General features: G+C 66.8%; 14 protein-coding genes, 1 pseudogene and 1 riboswitch. Of the genes and pseudogenes, 7 read left to right on the top strand and 8 right to left on the bottom strand.

Annotated elements, in window-relative coordinates; translation table 11 throughout:
• Positions 1-57 precede the first annotated feature (57 nt).
• From thiC to ABIC16_RS02025, 6 genes and pseudogenes are all read right to left on the bottom strand, one after another.
• Positions 58-1,977 carry a phosphomethylpyrimidine synthase ThiC gene (gene thiC / locus ABIC16_RS02050; RefSeq protein WP_354289857.1) on the bottom strand — a complete coding sequence of 640 codons (1,920 nt, stop codon included), beginning with the start codon at positions 1,975-1,977 and terminating at the stop codon, positions 58-60.
• A 42-nt stretch (positions 1,978-2,019) separates the two neighbouring features.
• Positions 2,020-2,128: riboswitch (TPP riboswitch) on the bottom strand.
• 37 nt (positions 2,129-2,165) lie between these two features.
• Positions 2,166-3,179 (bottom strand): ferritin-like domain-containing protein, encoded by a 1,014-nt coding sequence (locus ABIC16_RS02045; RefSeq protein WP_277970573.1) that lies wholly within the window; start codon positions 3,177-3,179, stop codon positions 2,166-2,168.
• Between the two features lie 51 nt (positions 3,180-3,230).
• On the bottom strand, positions 3,231-4,235 hold the full coding sequence (locus tag ABIC16_RS02040; protein WP_354289856.1) for a ferritin-like domain-containing protein: 1,005 nt from the start codon (positions 4,233-4,235) through the stop codon (positions 3,231-3,233).
• Positions 4,236-4,373: 138 nt separating this feature from the next.
• A pseudogene (locus ABIC16_RS02035) lies at positions 4,374-5,250 on the bottom strand (MipA/OmpV family protein).
• 108 nt (positions 5,251-5,358) lie between these two features.
• Positions 5,359-5,763 (bottom strand): DUF2141 domain-containing protein, encoded by a 405-nt coding sequence (locus ABIC16_RS02030; protein WP_277970576.1) that lies wholly within the window; start codon positions 5,761-5,763, stop codon positions 5,359-5,361.
• On the bottom strand, positions 5,720-6,523 hold the full coding sequence (locus tag ABIC16_RS02025) for a sterol desaturase family protein (RefSeq protein WP_277970577.1): 804 nt from the start codon (positions 6,521-6,523) through the stop codon (positions 5,720-5,722). Before ABIC16_RS02025 ends, ABIC16_RS02030 begins: the two co-directional genes overlap by 44 nt.
• Positions 6,524-6,687: 164 nt before the next feature.
• Here ABIC16_RS02025 and crtY point away from each other — a divergent pair, with 164 nt between their 5' ends.
• From crtY to ABIC16_RS02005, 4 genes are all read left to right on the top strand, one after another.
• The gene (gene crtY, locus ABIC16_RS02020) at positions 6,688-7,872 is read left to right on the top strand and encodes a lycopene beta-cyclase CrtY (protein WP_354289855.1); all 1,185 of its coding nucleotides are present in this window, start codon (positions 6,688-6,690) and stop codon (positions 7,870-7,872) included.
• Positions 7,869-9,365, top strand: coding sequence for a phytoene desaturase (locus tag ABIC16_RS02015; protein WP_354289854.1), 1,497 nt, complete (start codon positions 7,869-7,871; stop codon positions 9,363-9,365). The genes crtY and ABIC16_RS02015 overlap by 4 nt, the downstream gene beginning before the upstream one ends.
• A gap of 178 nt (positions 9,366-9,543) precedes the next feature.
• Complete coding sequence (locus ABIC16_RS02010; RefSeq protein ID WP_354289853.1) at positions 9,544-10,125, top strand: LOG family protein; 582 nt, start codon at positions 9,544-9,546, stop codon at positions 10,123-10,125.
• Positions 10,122-11,066, top strand: coding sequence for a phytoene/squalene synthase family protein (locus ABIC16_RS02005; RefSeq protein ID WP_354289852.1), 945 nt, complete (start codon positions 10,122-10,124; stop codon positions 11,064-11,066). Before ABIC16_RS02010 ends, ABIC16_RS02005 begins: the two co-directional genes overlap by 4 nt.
• Positions 11,067-11,201: 135 nt before the next feature.
• On the opposite strand, the gene ABIC16_RS02000 is transcribed toward ABIC16_RS02005, so the two are convergent.
• A complete protein-coding gene (locus tag ABIC16_RS02000) occupies positions 11,202-12,860 on the bottom strand; it encodes an ATP-binding protein (RefSeq protein WP_354289851.1) in 1,659 nt (552 codons plus the stop codon).
• 100 nt (positions 12,861-12,960) lie between these two features.
• A complete protein-coding gene (locus ABIC16_RS01995) occupies positions 12,961-13,254 on the bottom strand; it encodes a 4a-hydroxytetrahydrobiopterin dehydratase (RefSeq protein WP_277970583.1) in 294 nt (97 codons plus the stop codon).
• Positions 13,255-13,304: 50 nt separating this feature from the next.
• Here ABIC16_RS01995 and ABIC16_RS01990 point away from each other — a divergent pair, with 50 nt between their 5' ends.
• From ABIC16_RS01990 to ABIC16_RS01980, 3 genes are read left to right on the top strand one after another with little or no spacing between them, the layout of a single operon-like run.
• Positions 13,305-13,712 carry a metallopeptidase family protein gene (locus ABIC16_RS01990; RefSeq protein ID WP_354289850.1) on the top strand — a complete coding sequence of 136 codons (408 nt, stop codon included), beginning with the start codon at positions 13,305-13,307 and terminating at the stop codon, positions 13,710-13,712.
• On the top strand, positions 13,709-14,308 hold the full coding sequence (gene ccmA, locus ABIC16_RS01985; RefSeq protein ID WP_354289849.1) for a heme ABC exporter ATP-binding protein CcmA: 600 nt from the start codon (positions 13,709-13,711) through the stop codon (positions 14,306-14,308). The genes ABIC16_RS01990 and ccmA overlap by 4 nt, the downstream gene beginning before the upstream one ends.
• Positions 14,302-14,937, top strand: a complete 636-nt coding sequence (locus tag ABIC16_RS01980; RefSeq protein WP_354289848.1) for a heme exporter protein CcmB — start codon at positions 14,302-14,304, stop codon at positions 14,935-14,937. Before ccmA ends, ABIC16_RS01980 begins: the two co-directional genes overlap by 7 nt.
• The last annotated feature ends 2 nt before the right edge of the window (positions 14,938-14,939 follow it).

Below are 14,939 nucleotides of genomic sequence, written 5' to 3'. Positions count from 1 at the left end.
AGAACCATCAGCGGTATGCTGACCCCAGCCAGAGGCCGGGGTCGGGGCCGGTGCCGCTTACTCCGCCGGCAGGTAAATCTCCCCGCCCTTCTCCCGGAACGTCTCGCTCATCGCAGCCATCCCGGCCTCCGCATCGGCGTGCGTCGTGCCCTTGGCAAAGGCCGCGCGCTCCGCATCGACGCCAGCCGCACCGCCCGCCGCGAGGAACCCGTCCGCCGGGCCGTTCTGCTTCGCCGCGAAATCCCGCACTTCCTGCGTGATCTTCATCGAGCAGAACTTCGGTCCGCACATCGAGCAGAAATGCGCGGTCTTGGCGCCTTCCGCGGGGAGCGTCTGGTCGTGATACTGCTCCGCCGTGTCCGGATCGAGCGACAGGTTGAACTGGTCGCGCCAGCGGAAGTCGAAGCGCGCGCGCGACAGGGCGTCGTCGCGCATCTTGGCGGCGGGATGCCCCTTCGCCAGATCGGCGGCGTGCGCGGCGAGCTTGTAGGTCACCACGCCGACCTTGACGTCGTCGCGGTCGGGCAAGCCGAGATGCTCCTTGGGGGTGACGTAGCAAAGCATCGCGGTGCCATACCAGCCGATCATCGCCGCACCGATTCCGCTGGTGATATGGTCATAGCCCGGCGCGATATCGGTGGTGAGCGGCCCGAGCGTGTAGAACGGCGCCTCGCCGCACACTTCGAGCTGCTTTTCCATATTCTCCTTGATCTTGTGCATCGGCACGTGGCCGGGGCCTTCGATCATCACCTGGACGTCGCTCTTCCACGCGCGGTGGGTGAGTTCGCCCAAGGTGTAGAGCTCGCTGAACTGTGCTTCGTCGTTCGCGTCGGCGATCGAGCCGGGGCGGAGGCCGTCGCCGAGTGAGTAGGCGATGTCATACGCCTGCATGATCTCGGTGATCTCGTCGAAGCGTTCGTAGAGGAAGCTCTCCTTGTGGTGCGCGAGGCACCATTTCGCCATGATCGAGCCGCCGCGCGAGACGATCCCGGTGACGCGCTTGGCGGTCATCGGGATATAGGCGAGCCGCACGCCCGCGTGGATCGTGAAGTAATCGACGCCCTGCTCGGCCTGTTCGATCAACGTGTCGCGGAAGATCTCCCAGGTCAGGTCCTCGGCGACGCCGCCGACCTTTTCGAGCGCCTGGTAGATCGGCACGGTGCCGATCGGGACGGGCGCGTTGCGCAGGATCCATTCGCGCGTGTCGTGGATGTTGCGGCCCGTCGACAGGTCCATCACCGTGTCCGCGCCCCAGCGGATCGACCAGACCATCTTGTCGACCTCGGCCGCGACGTTCGACGCGACCGCCGAATTGCCGATGTTGGCGTTGATCTTGACCAGAAAGTTGCGGCCGATCGCCATCGGCTCGGATTCGGGGTGGTTGACGTTGTTGGGGATGATCGCGCGGCCGCGGGCGATTTCGTCGCGGACGAATTCGGGGGTGACGTAATCGGGGATGCTCGCGCCGAACGATTCGCCGTCGCGGATCAGTTTCTCCTTGGCCGCCGCGCGACCGAGGTTCTCGCGGATCGCGACATATTCCATTTCGGGGGTGATGATGCCGCGGCGCGCGTAATGCATCTGGCTGACGTTTGCGCCCGCCTTGGCGCGCAAGGGGCGCTTGATGACGTTGGGGTATTGCGGGACGCCTGCCGAGCGATCGGGGCCGGTGAGGCCATTGTCCTCGGGGCGGATTTCGCGTGCGTCATAGGATTCGACGTCGCCGCGCGCGAGGATCCAGTCGCGGCGGAGCTGCGGGAGCCCCTGGTTGATGTCGATCTGTGCGCGGGGGTCGGTGTACGGGCCGGAGGTGTCGTAGACCCGGAGGGGTGGTTCCAGCGCGGACGGATCGAGCATGATCTCGCGCATCGCGACGCCCGCGCCGGGGATGTTGGCGCTGGGGACATGGATTTTCCGCGAGCCACGGATCGCTCCGGTGGTGACGCCAATTTCGGTGCGGGCAGGTATGTCGGCCATTGTGTCGCTCCTCAAAATCGGACGAGCGACAACGGAACCCGGGCGTGGACACCGCTCCCTCCCTCCGCCCGTGCTAACGGGATCAGGTTCAAACGGGTCGTGGCTTCAGCCACCTCTCAGCTGCTCTGGCGCAGCCCCCCGGGGAATATCAGTCTTGTACGCGGTTCACACCGCGATGAAAAGCGCCGTCAGCTGGCGGCGCTGGTTTTGATCGTGCCGTTGATGCCCGCCGGGAAGAAGCCCCCGCCGACGACCGCGTTGCGGTTGAGATAAACGACGTTGAGCACCTGCCCCGGCGTGCGGCTGAAGGTGATACCGTTCGCGTCGGTGGGGACGAGATTGGCGGTCGTGCCGTCGCCGATCCCCTGGTCGAGGTCGCTCGTCCCGTCGAGGCTGTCGCGCGCATCGCTGATCGCGTTCGCCTTGATCCGCAGCGACGGCGTTGCGATTCCCTTGGTGTAGAGGACGGTGCGGATCAGCCCGGCGTGATACGCCTCGGTCGCGAGAATGCCCGCCGCCGCGTCGATCAGCAGCGCCTGCGCGATCAGCGGGGCGGCACCCTTATAGGCGGTGACGCCGACGTCTTCGAAGATGAACGCCGCGAGCAGGAAATTCTCGTCGCTGGCGTACGGGTCGAAGGTGTCGGTCATCCCGATGATCCCCGCCGCACGCGCCGCCAGGGTGAACGCGCCGTTCGCGCCGCCGTCGATGTTGATCGCGGGCTGCGCGACGGTCGAGGTGCCGAGCACCGAGCGCAGGAACGCGACGTGCGCGACCTCGTCTGCCGCGATCTCACGCGCATATTCGCGCACGACCGGGTCGGTGAAGGTGACTTGCCGCCCGCCGGTGACCGCCCCTTGCGCGCCCGTGCCGGTCAGCAATGCAGCGGGAAGCCCCGCGCCCGTCACTGCAAAGCTATAGAATTGCGCCTCGAGATATTCGAGGTTGAGCGCGAAGTTGAACGTGTCCTGGTCCTTGAGCACGTCGGTCGACGCGGGACTGGGGGTGGCAGTCGCCGTCGCGGTCGGCGTGGGCGTCGGGGGAATGAGGCTGTTGGTGTCGTTATTACTGCAAGCGGCGAGCAACGCGCCGCCACCGGCCACTACCGAAGCAGCGCCCGCGGTGCGCAGGAACTGGCGGCGGGCATCGCGGCGGCGGTCGCTCGCGTCGATCGCCTGAAGAAGAAGGTCGCTATCGATCACTGGAAACACTCCGGTACGGGCGCGAAAAAGGAAAAGGGCATCGGACAGGCGTCAGTTGGTGGCGCTGGTCGCGATCGAGCCGTTGACACCGTTGGGGAAGAAGCCCCCCTTCGAGACCGGCAAGGTGTTGAGATACAGGATGTTGAGCACGTTCCCGGTAGCGCGGCCGAACGTAAGGCCATCCTGCCCGGTGGGCACGATGTTGGACGCGGTCAGACCGTTCAGCGCGGGTGCCTGGCTGTTCGCGATCGTCACCGGAGAAATGCCCTGGTCGAAATCGCTGATCCCGTCGAGCGCATCGCGCGTGTTCGAGATCGCATCCGCATTGGTGCGCAGGCTCGGCGTGGCGACGCCCTTGGAATAGAGCACGGTGCGGATGATCGACGCGTGATACGCCTCCGCCGCAAGGATTCCGGCGGCAGCTTCGAGATAGACCTTGCTGGTCAGCAGCGCCGATGCGCCGCGATAGGCGGTGACGCCGACGTCCTCGAACAGGAACGCCGCCTGCAGGAAGGCCTCGTCGCTGGCATAAGGGTCGAACGCGGCGCCGGTCGCCACGATCTTCGCCGCCTGCGCCGCGAGGCTGAACGCGCTGGTCGCGGTCGAGCCGATGTCGATCGCAGGCTGTGCGACCGCTGCGGTGCCGAGCTGCGCGCGGAGGAAGGTGACGTGTGCGATCTCGTCCTGCGCGATTTCGCGTGCATATTGCGCGACGACCGGATCGGTGAAGTTCACCTGCCGCCCGCCGCTGACCGCGCCCTGCGTGGTCGTGCTCGCACTGCCGGGCGTCAGCAGCGTGGTGGGAAGCCCGGTGCCGAAAGCGGCGAAGGAATAGAATTGCGCCTCGAGATATTCGAGGTTGAGCGCGAAATTGAGGATCGCGGCGTCGTTGTTGGCGGCCTGCGCGAATGCGTTGCTGCCGACTGCGACCGCGGTCGCGCCGACGGCTGCAATTGCGCCCGCGCCCAGCGCGGTACGGAAGAATTCGCGGCGTTCGCTACGGCGTTCTGCCCGCGAATCAAGCCGTTCGATCAGTTGTTCGTCGGTATCGGTCATCGCAGCGAAGCCTTCATCCTGGAAACACGCCAAGCGTTCGGGTTTGCGTGGCACCGTGCGGCGCGCGACGCAAGCCGGGAATGGCGCTCCGGCGCGACGGTTCGTCGCGCCGGAGGAGTCGCTGCGGGGATCGTTGGCTTAGAAGGTGTAGGCGACGCCGGCCGCGCCGACCCACTGGTTGCGCGAGCCCCGCGATCCGCACGATCGGCGCGTCCGCGAAGCTGCCGAGCATGCGCGAATAGGTGCCGCCCGCGACGAGCTTGAAGCCATGGAGCAAGTCGCCGGTCAGCGAATAGGTCGCGAGACCGCCGACCGAATAGTTCTTCCAGCCCTTGCCGGTGCTGTAGGTCGGAAGCCCGCTGGCGAGGCTCTGCGCTGGGGTGATGCTGAAGTAGGTCGCGCCATAGCCACTCTCGACATATTGCGCGGTGCCGAACAGCGCGACCGCCGCCTTGCGGCTGAGCGGGGTCAGATAGTTGATCGACGGCTGCAGGATGCTCGACTTGTGGACGTTGTTGACGTCGTGGCGCATGCTGATCGACACCGACAGCTTGTCATACGGGCTAGTGATGACGCCGGTCTTGCCGAGGCCGATATAGCCGCCGAGTTCGATCGCGGTATCGATCTTGCCGAGCGCGCGGACGCGCAGATCGTCGATGTTCTTCGGGCTCTGGCGGTCGAAATTGACCACGCCGATCGGGCCGAACTGGATGTCCCAGCGCTGGCCAGGCTGGTTGCGGGCAAGATCGAGGCTGGCGCGGTTGCCGATGACCGAGAAGTTGAAGCCCTTGACCGAACCGATCACGACCGGCGCCGGAACGACGCGATAGTCGTTCGAGCCGTCGTAATCCGGCAGATACGCCGCGCCGACGCCGACGGTGACCGTGTCCTTGTCGAACTCGTCCGCAATCTGGTTGTTGTCGGCGGGCGCCGGCACCGCCTGCTGCGCGAGCGCGGGTGCGGCGGAGGCGAGCAACAGGACGGTTGCGGCGGCGAAGATGGAACGATGGGTCACGGGCGGCTCCGGGAATTCAGGAAGGGGCAAGACGATAATCGGGTACGAAACGCGGATTGTGTCGGGCGCGTAACGCGATGCAGTGGGATTGTTTCCGTGCCGTCGGGGTCAGAGCAGATATCGCATCCGGACCTGTTGCCGATCTGCATCACTCGACAGCGTGAAGCGCGCGGCAGCGAAGCGCGGCGGACCGAAGGTCACCGACGGATTGCGTGAAAAACCGAAGCCTTCGCGGGGAATTCCGGCGAACGTGTCGAGTTTGTGGTTGTCGTTCTCGTCATGGATCACCGCGACGGCATAATTTCCGTACGGGAGCCCGTCGAAGTGGATGCTGGTCATGTTTGCGGGGATCGAACGCGTCGTTGCCCGGGCATCGTCGACGCAGGCGGGGAAATTGTCGGGGTCCGCGGTCAGGCAGACGCGCACCATCCCCTTGGCCGAGCGCAAGTTCGAAACGTCGACGGCGAGCTCACTGGTCCCCACCGCGCCCGGCAAGGCCAGGAGCACCACCATGCCCGCGGCCGCGATCGACGCCAGCCTTGGCATGTTCGCGCGTGAAATTCCCGACGCCGCGGTCGGTGCCGCAGACCCGGTCCCAGAAACGGAAGTAGAGACCATAATTCCCTCGGTACAGTTCATGGTGTCGCTGATGATGGCTCGCGGTAATGAGCCACGCCCCCAATGGACCTCGCCACATGAACGCAGGAAACATTTCCCACCCCATGTGATTGGTGACGCCCATAACCGTCATCACCGTGAGCACCAAGCCGAGTGCGCCGACGTGGATCGGAATCGCGAAGACCAGTAGCGGAATTATCACAGCGCCGCTGATCGCCTCGATCGGATGGAACGCCATCGCCGCCCAGGCGGTCGGCGGGCGGCTGTCGTGGTGGAGCGCATGCGCGAGCTTGAACGCGCGCGGCTGGTGCATCCAGCGATGCGTCCAGTAGAACCAGGTGTCGTGCGCGACGAGGTAGAGCAACACCGAGACGGGGAGATACCACAGCGGATAGGCGTGGACGTCCTGATAGACCAAAGTCCAGCCGTGGTTCTGCCAGCCCCAGGCGATCACGCCCGCGGGAATGCCGTAGATTGCGGCGGAGACGATGCTCCACCAGATCTCGCGCCGGATTTGCGGGTTCATGCCGCGATACAGGCCGGGATAGCGCACCCGCGTCGCCGCCGCGAACGCGCCCGACACGATGAGATAGCGGACCGCGACGATCAACGACATGACCAGCGCGGACGCGAGGATGGCAAGAGCGATCGACATGACGGCCGCTATAGCCGCCACGCCGCGATCGACCTAGCGCAAGATCGTGCGGTCGCGATTTGCCCCCGGACGACCGTGACGCCTCCAAATACCGCAGGACGTGACTGTTCCATCACGGAAGATCGCCGCTTGCGTGCCGTACAGGATCGGTTACCCGCTGATTCATGGCGACCACATTCCACTGCGACGTCGCGATCGTCGGTGCCGGCCTCGCGGGCGGATTGATTGCGCTTGCGCTCAAGCGGCGCCATCCCGCGCTCGACGTCCGGCTGGTCGATGCGGCCGACACGGTCGGCGGGAATCATTTGTGGTCGTTCTTCGCGAGCGACGTCGATGAAGCGGACCGCTGGATCGTCGCGCCGCTGATCAGTTATGGCTGGCGCAGCTACGACGTCATGTTCCCCGCGCACGAGCGCCACATCACCGCGCCGTATTATTCGATCGAGTCGGACCGGCTGGATACGCTGGTCCGCGCGGCGCTGCCCGAGGCGGCGCTGATGCTGGGCCGCCCGGTGCACAGCGTCAGCGCGATCACCGTGGAATTCGCCGACGGCGACCGGATCGAGGCCAAGGGCGTGATCGATGCGCGTGGGGCGGGCGATCTGGGGCAGCTCGATTGCGGTTGGCAGAAGTTCGTCGGGCGCGAGTTCGAGCTGGCCGAGCCGCATGACGATCCGCGCCCGATGGTGATGGACGCGCGCGTGCCGCAACGCGACGGCTATCGCTTCGTCTATTGCCTGCCGTTCGCCGCGACGCGGATGTTCGTCGAGGACACCTATTACAGCGATACCCCCGATCTCGACCGCGCGGTGCTGAGCGACCGGGTCGACGCCTATGTCACCACGCGCGGCTGGCAGGTCGATCGTCTGATCCGCGAGGAAGCGGGCGTGCTGCCGGTGACGATGGGGGGCGATTTTGAGGGGTATTGGCGCTCGACCGGGCAGGATTCGGCCAAGGCCGGGATGCGCGCCGGGCTGTTCCACCCGACGACGGGCTATTCGCTGCCCGACGCGGTGCGCACCGCATCGCTGATCGCGCGGACTCGCGACCTGTCGGGCGCGGGCTTGCGCGACCTGACTTATGGGTTCGCACGCGCGACGTGGCAGCAGCGCGGCTTCTATCGTATGATCGACAAGATGCTGTTCCGCGCGGCCGAGCCCGAGGAACGCTACCGTGTGCTCGAACGCTTCTACCGGCTCGACTCGCAATTGGTGCGGCGCTTCTATGCAGGACAATCGACGATGATGGACAAGGCCCGGATCCTGACCGGCAAGCCGCCGGTGCCGATCGGCCGCGCCTTACAGGCGATCGGCCTGTTGCCCGCCGCGCGGACGGAGCCGTCGGCATGAGCACCACGCCGCCCGCCCGGACTGCTATCGTCATCGGCGCGGGGTTCGGCGGGCTCGCGCTCGCGATCCGGCTGCAGTCGGCGGGGGTCGAGACGACGATCGTCGAGGCGCGCGACAAGCCGGGTGGGCGGGCGTACGTGTGGGAGAAGGACGGCTTCACCTTCGACGCCGGGCCGACCGTGATTACCGATCCGCCGTGCCTGCAGGAACTCTGGGCGCTGACCGGGCGCGACATGGCGGACGACGTGACGCTTGCGCCGGTGACGCCGTTCTACCGGCTCAACTGGCCCGACGGCGTCAATTTCGATTATTCGAACGATGCCCCCGCGCTCAACGCCGAGATCGCCAAGCTCAACCCCGAAGACGTCGCGGGCTATGCCAAGTTCCTGGAATATGCCGCGGGCGTATACGAGGAAGGCTATCGCAAGCTCGGCCATGTCGCGTTCCTCGACTTCGCCTCGATGATCAAGGCGGCGCCTGCGCTGGCGAAGTATCAGGCGTGGCGGTCGGTCTATTCGATCGTGTCGTCTTACGTGAAGGACGAGCATCTCCGGCAGGCGCTGTCGTTCCATACGCTGCTGGTCGGCGGCAATCCGATGAACACCAGCGCGATCTATGCGCTGATCCACAAGCTCGAGAAGGACGGCGGCGTCTGGTTCGCGATGGGTGGGACCAACCAGCTGATCGCGGGCATGGTCCGCCATTTCGAGCGATTGGGCGGGGTGCTGCGGCTGGGCGACCCGGCAGTCGACATCGCGACGATGGGCGACCGCGCGACCGGCGTCACCACCGCGAGCGGCTGGCATGCGGATGCGGATATGGTCGCGTGCAACAGCGACGTGATGCACAGCTACCGCGACCTGCTGAAGTCCTCGCGGAGTGCGCAGCGGACCAAGACCGGGTTGGAACGCAAGAAATACTCGCCGTCGCTGTTCGTCGTGCATTTCGGGATCAAGGGAACGTGGCCGGGCATCCCGCACCACATGATCCTGTTCGGGCCGCGCTATCAGGGGCTGCTCGCCGATATCTACGACCACGGCGTCCTGCCCGAGGATTTCTCGCTGTATCTCCACCACCCGACCGTGACCGATCCGTCGCTCGCGCCCGAGGGGCATTCGACCTTCTATGTGCTCGCGCCGGTGCCGCATCTCGGCAAGTTCCCGGTCGACTGGAAGGAGATCGGCCCGATCCTCGAGAAGCGCATCCTCGACGAGGTCGGGCGGCGGCTGATCCCGGATATCCACGAGCGGATCGTGACCAAGTTCCATTATGCGCCGAACGACTTTGCTGCTGACCTGAATGCGCATCTGGGAAGCGCCTTCTCGCTCGAGCCGTTGCTGACGCAAAGTGCGTGGTTTCGCGTGCACAATCGCGACGACCATATTCCCAATCTGTATTTCGTGGGCGCAGGCACGCATCCGGGCGCGGGGATTCCCGGCGTGGTGGGGAGTGCCAAGGCGACCGCGGCGTTGATGCTGGAGAGTGAACGATGACTTTTGATCTAAAGCCCCTCCCCTTCAGAAGTGTCGGGTCGGCCATGCCCCCGGCATGGCCTGAAGGATGCGGGGCATCCTTCACCCGACACTGGGTCGGGGGTGGGGCTGTGTCTCGTAGAGAGGCCAGCATGCTGTACTGCCCCACCCCAACCCCTCCCCTGAAGGGGAGGGGCTTGTGAAGCGCCTGGCTGTTTACTGCGGGTCCGCCTCCCCTAGCGATCCCGTCTATATCGAATCCGCCCGCCAGGTCGGTCGCACGCTCGCCGAGCGCGGGATCGGCGTCGTGTATGGCGGTGGCAAGCTCGGCCTGATGGGCGCGGTCGCCGACAGCGCGCTGGAAGCGGGCGGCGAAGTGATCGGGATCATTCCCGAAGCGCTCGTCAGCGCCGAGGTCGCGCATCGTGGCCTCAGCGAACTCCACGTCGTCGCGACGATGCACCAGCGCAAACAGGCGTTTACCGACCTGTCCGACGGGTTCGTCAACCTGCCCGGCGGGACCGGCACGATGGACGAATTGTGGGAAGCGCTGAGCTGGGCGCAGATCGGCTATCATGAGAAGCCGGTCGGGTTGCTCAATGTGAGCGGCTATTATGACGGCCTGATCGCCTTTTACCACAAGATGGGCGAGGTCGGCTTCCTGCGGCCACAGCATCAGGGCATTCTGTTGATCGATACCGCGCTCGACGGACTGCTCGCGCAGATGGCAGCGCACGAGCCAATCGAGACGATCACCAAGATGCTTGCCAGCGACCTGTGAACGATCCCGCGTCGCGCGCCGCGACCGTCGCGGCCGCCAAGCAGTCGATCGCGCGCGGCTCCAAGAGCTTTGCCGCGGCGAGCACGCTGTTCGCGCCCAAGGTGCGCGAGCGCGCGTGGCTGCTGTATGCGTGGTGCCGCGCGTGCGACGACATCGCCGATGGGCAGGATCATGGCCACGACATGACGGGCGTGGCGGACGGCCCCGAACGGCTCGCGATGATGACCGCCAAGACCGAGGCGGCTTTGGCGGGCGTCCCGGTCGGCGAGCCGGCGTTCGATGCGTTGCGGCTGTTCGCGGCCGAGACCGCCCTGCCCCCGGCACTTCCGCGCGACCTGATCGCGGGCTTCGCGCTCGACGCCGAAGGGTGGCGGCCGCAGACCGAGCAGGATCTGTATCGCTATTGCTACCATGTCGCGGGCGTCGTCGGCAGCATGATGGCGATCGCGATGGGGGTGTCCCCCGAGGACGACGCGACGCTCGACCGCGCGTGCGACCTTGGCCTCGCGTTCCAGCTCGCCAACATCGCGCGCGACGTCGCGGAGGATGCGCGTGCGGGGCGGTGTTACCTGCCGCAGGACTGGCTCGACGAGTTCGGCATTCCGGCGGAGGCGCTGCTCGCGCCGCAATATCGCGATCGGCTGGGGTCGCTCGGCGAGCGTTTGGGGCTGCTTGCCGCGCGGTATGAGGAAAGCGCGCGCTACGGCACGCCCGCGCTCGCGTTCCGCTCGGCGTGGGCGGTGCTCGCGGCGGCGGGGATTTACGGCGCGATCGGGCGGAGCGTCGCGGCGCTCGGGCCGCGCGCATGGGATGCACGGGTGACGACGTCGCGCCAGGCGAAGCTCGGGTTCATCCGCCGCGCGTTCGACGAGGCGCGACGGCGGCGGGTGCTCTATCCGGCGACGGAGCGGGATGCGACGCTGTGGACCCGGCCACGCTGACGCGCTCCCCTCACCGTTCGCCCTGAGCGCAGTCGAAGGGCACCTCTCGAAGCCGAGCGACGTGCGTGGTGAGAGCAGGGCTTCGACTTCGCTCAGCCCGAACGGAATGGGGGGATGGGGCGCAGGAGAAACGCCCTACCGCGCCTGTGCGCGCCACTTCTTGAGCGTGCGGGTGATCATCTCTTCCTCGCCGCCGGATTCGCACCACAATTTCGAGAAGACCGGATCGTCCGACGCGGGCCGCCGCGAATCTTCGAGCGAATCGAACGCCACGCGCACCGGCACCGGGACGCCCTCCCCGCAGACGATGCATTCACGGTTGCGCAAAGCTGGGATCGAATCGAGGAACCCGCGCGCGCCCTCGGGCATCGCCGCGCGGACGAACGCCTGGTCGCGATCGTTGTTGAGCCGCATCGCGATGATCGTCCCGCACTGCGACAGCACGCCTTCCGCCAGATCCGACGGCCGCTGCGTGACGAGGCCGAGCGACACGCCGTATTTGCGGCCTTCCTTGGCGATCCGGCTGAGGATCCGCCCGACGCTCGAATCGATCTTGTCCCCGTTCGGAATGTAGCGATGCGCTTCCTCGCACACGAGCAGGATCGGGCGCTTCGCCTCGCCGCGTGACCAGATCGCGAAGTCGAACACCATCCGGCTGAGCACCGCCACCACCACGGACGTGATTTCGCTCGGCACGCCCGACACGTCGATGATCGAGATCGGCTTGCCGTCGCCCGGCAGGCGGAACACGCGCTGGAGGAACGCCGCCATCGTATCCGCGACGAGCATGCCTGAGAACATGAAGCCGTAGCGCGGATCGGCCTTGATCTCCTCGATCTTGGTCTTGAGCCGGAGGTACGGCGCAGTGTCGCCCGCGCGGTCCATCTTGCCCATTTCGAGCTGGATGAGGTTGGTCAGGTCGCTCAGCAGATACGGCACCGGCGCATCGACCGTCAGCTTGCTGATTTCCTGCCCCAACCGCCCCTTGGCGCGTGCCATCAACAGGCATTTGGCAAGGATGTCCGCGTCGATCTGCTTCTCGGACCCCGAACTGGTGACGAACACCTCGCAATGTTCGTCGAAGTTCATCAGCCAGTATGGCATCTGCAGGTTGGACACGTCGTAGATCGCACCATTCTCGCGGAAGGCCGAGGCATATTCGCCGTGCGGATCGATCATCACGACATGGCCGTGCGGCGCCATCTCGCAGATCCGGTGGAGGATCAGCGCGGTGGCGGTCGACTTGCCGGTGCCGGTGCTGCCGAGCAGCGCGAAATGCCGTCCGAGCAGCGCATCGACATACAAGGCCGCGCGCACGTCGCGAGTCGGATAGACCGTGCCGATCTCGATCCGCGCGCGGTCGTCGGCGGCGTAGATCTGCGTCATGTCGGCGGACGAGACGGGATAGGCGAGGCAACCGGGCGTGGGATAGCGCGTCACGCCGCGGCGGAAATTGTAGATCTTGCCGGTCAGTTTCTCCTCGTCGGCCTCGCCGAGGAAATCGATCTGCGCGGCGATCCGGTCGGCATGGCCGTCGAGCAGCTTGAGCGCGCGCACGTTGGCGACCAGCCAGGTCGGCCCGACCCGCATCTTGATCTGGCTGCCGACCGAGCCCGCGCTGGCGACGACCGGATCGGCGTGCTGGCCGAGGTCTTCCAGCGCCACCGCGTCGAGCACGACCATCCCGCTCGATCCGGCGATGTCGAACACCATCCCGATTTCCGTGCCGGTTTTTGTAGACGTCGCCAGCGGGGCGGCATCGGCGAAGGCCGTGGTGCGGAGGATTTCGGTCATGAGCGGGAACGTCCTGGGAGTCGCGAGTCCCGCAATCTTGCCGCGCCAGGGGTAAAGATTGCGTGACGGGCGGCGCCGGCCCCGGGGGATGGGGCGCCCCCTATTCCGCGACCGCCTCGATCGCCTCCGCCATCGCGATGTCCTTGTGCGACAGCCCCCCCGCGTCATGCGTGGTGAGCGCGATGTCGACGCGGTTCCACACGTTCGACCATTCGGGATGATGGTCCGCCTTCTCCGCCAGCAAGGCGACCCGCGTCATGAACGCAAACGCCTCGCTGAAATCGGCGAAGGTGAAGCGCCGCGTGATCGCGTCGCGGGATTCGTCATAATCCCATTCGTCGAGCGTATCGAGCGCTGCTGCCCGGTCTTCGTCGTTGAGCGGCTCCACCGTCACACATACTCTCCTGCTGGCGCACCGCGCGCCGCCGCCGTAAGGCTTACCGCATGGAGCAGACCGATCAACTCCCACCGGAGGCCGACGTGATCGAGGCGATCGCCCGCGCGACGATCGCGGGCCTGCCGCCCGCATTCCGCGCGCATCTCGGCGACGTCGTGTTGCTGGTCGAGGAGTTCGCCGACGACGAGACGCTGGACGCGCTCGGGATCGAGGATCCGTACGACCTGACGGGGCTCTATCACGGTCGGCCGATCGGCGAGAAATCGTCGATGGAAAGCGGGGCGCTCCCCGACCGGATCCATCTGTACCGGCGCGCGATCCTCGACGAATGGGTGGCGACGGGGGTCGGACTTACCGAATTGGTGCGGCACGTGACGATCCACGAGATCGGCCACCATTTCGGACTCTCGGACGCCGACATGCACGCGCTGGAAGCGACGGTTCAGGACCAGTGAGCGAACACGCCCCGCCCGTGCTCGCCTTTTCGGACGTGCGCTGCGTCCGCGGTGGACGGATGCTGTTCGATGGCCTGTCGTTCTCGCTCCCCGCGGGCGCGGCGGGGCTGGTCGCGGGGCCGAATGGCGTGGGCAAATCGAGCCTGATCCGGATCGCCGCCGGATTGCTGCGCGCGGACGCGGGTACCGTCCGCCATCCGCTGACGCGCGCGCTGATGGCGGAGGCGCATGCGCTCGACCCGGCGCGACGGCTGGTCGATGCGCTCGCCTTCTGGGCGTCGCTCGATGCCGCGCCTGCGCGTGCGCGGGAACGGGCGGAGCATGCGCTAGCGGCGGTGGCGTTGTCCACGATCGCCGAAGTGCCGGTGCGTCTGCTCTCGACCGGGCAACGCCGCCGCGCCGCGCTGGCACGAGTCGTCGCCAGCGGCGCGACCTTGTGGCTGCTCGACGAGCCCGCGAACGGGCTCGATGTCGCGAGCGTCGGGGTGCTCGAACGGCTGATCGCGCGGCACCGCGCCGACGGCGGGATCGCGCTGGTCGCGACGCACATGCCGCTCGACCTGCCGGACGCGCAGACGATCGTGCTGCCATGCTGACGCTGATCCTGCGCGATCTGCGGATCAGCTGGGCGAGCGGCGGGATCGTCAATGCGCTCGCCTTCTTCCTGCTCGTCACGATCCTGTTTCCATTCGCGGTCGGCCCCGACACCGCTTTGCTCGCGCGGATCGGTGGCGGGGTGATCTGGGCGGCGGCGGTGCTCGCGGCGTTGATGCCGGTCGAACGGCTGATCGGCCCCGACACCGAAAGCGGGGTGCTCGATCAGCTGGCGGTGCGCGGGGTGAGCTTGTCGGCGGTGGCGGCGGCGAAGATCGTCGCGCATTGGCTCGGGTTCGGGCCGCCGCTGATGCTGGCGGCGGTGATCGCGGCGGGGTTGCTCGGCCTGCCCGCGGCGACGCTGGGGACGGTGGAACTCGGGCTGCTGATCGGCACCCCCGGCCTTGCCGCGCTTGCGGTCGCGACGTCGGCGCTGGTGACGGGGTTGCGCGGGGCGGGATCGGTCGCGGGGCTGGTAATGCTGCCGCTCGCCGTGCCGTTGCTGATCTTCGGCGCAGGATCGATCGACGGCGGCGCAGGCGCGCTCAAGCTGCTCGCGGCGGTCGCGCTGTTGCTGGTCGCGGGGGCACCGTTCGTCGCCGGCGCAGCAATGCGCGCCGGGATGGAGTGACC

The organism is Sphingomonas sp. PvP055, from assembly GCF_040546365.1.
Classification (GTDB): domain Bacteria; phylum Pseudomonadota; class Alphaproteobacteria; order Sphingomonadales; family Sphingomonadaceae; genus Sphingomonas; species Sphingomonas echinoides_A.
Note: the sequence above shows the minus strand (reverse complement) of the source record. Positions and strands in the feature narration are given on the sequence as shown.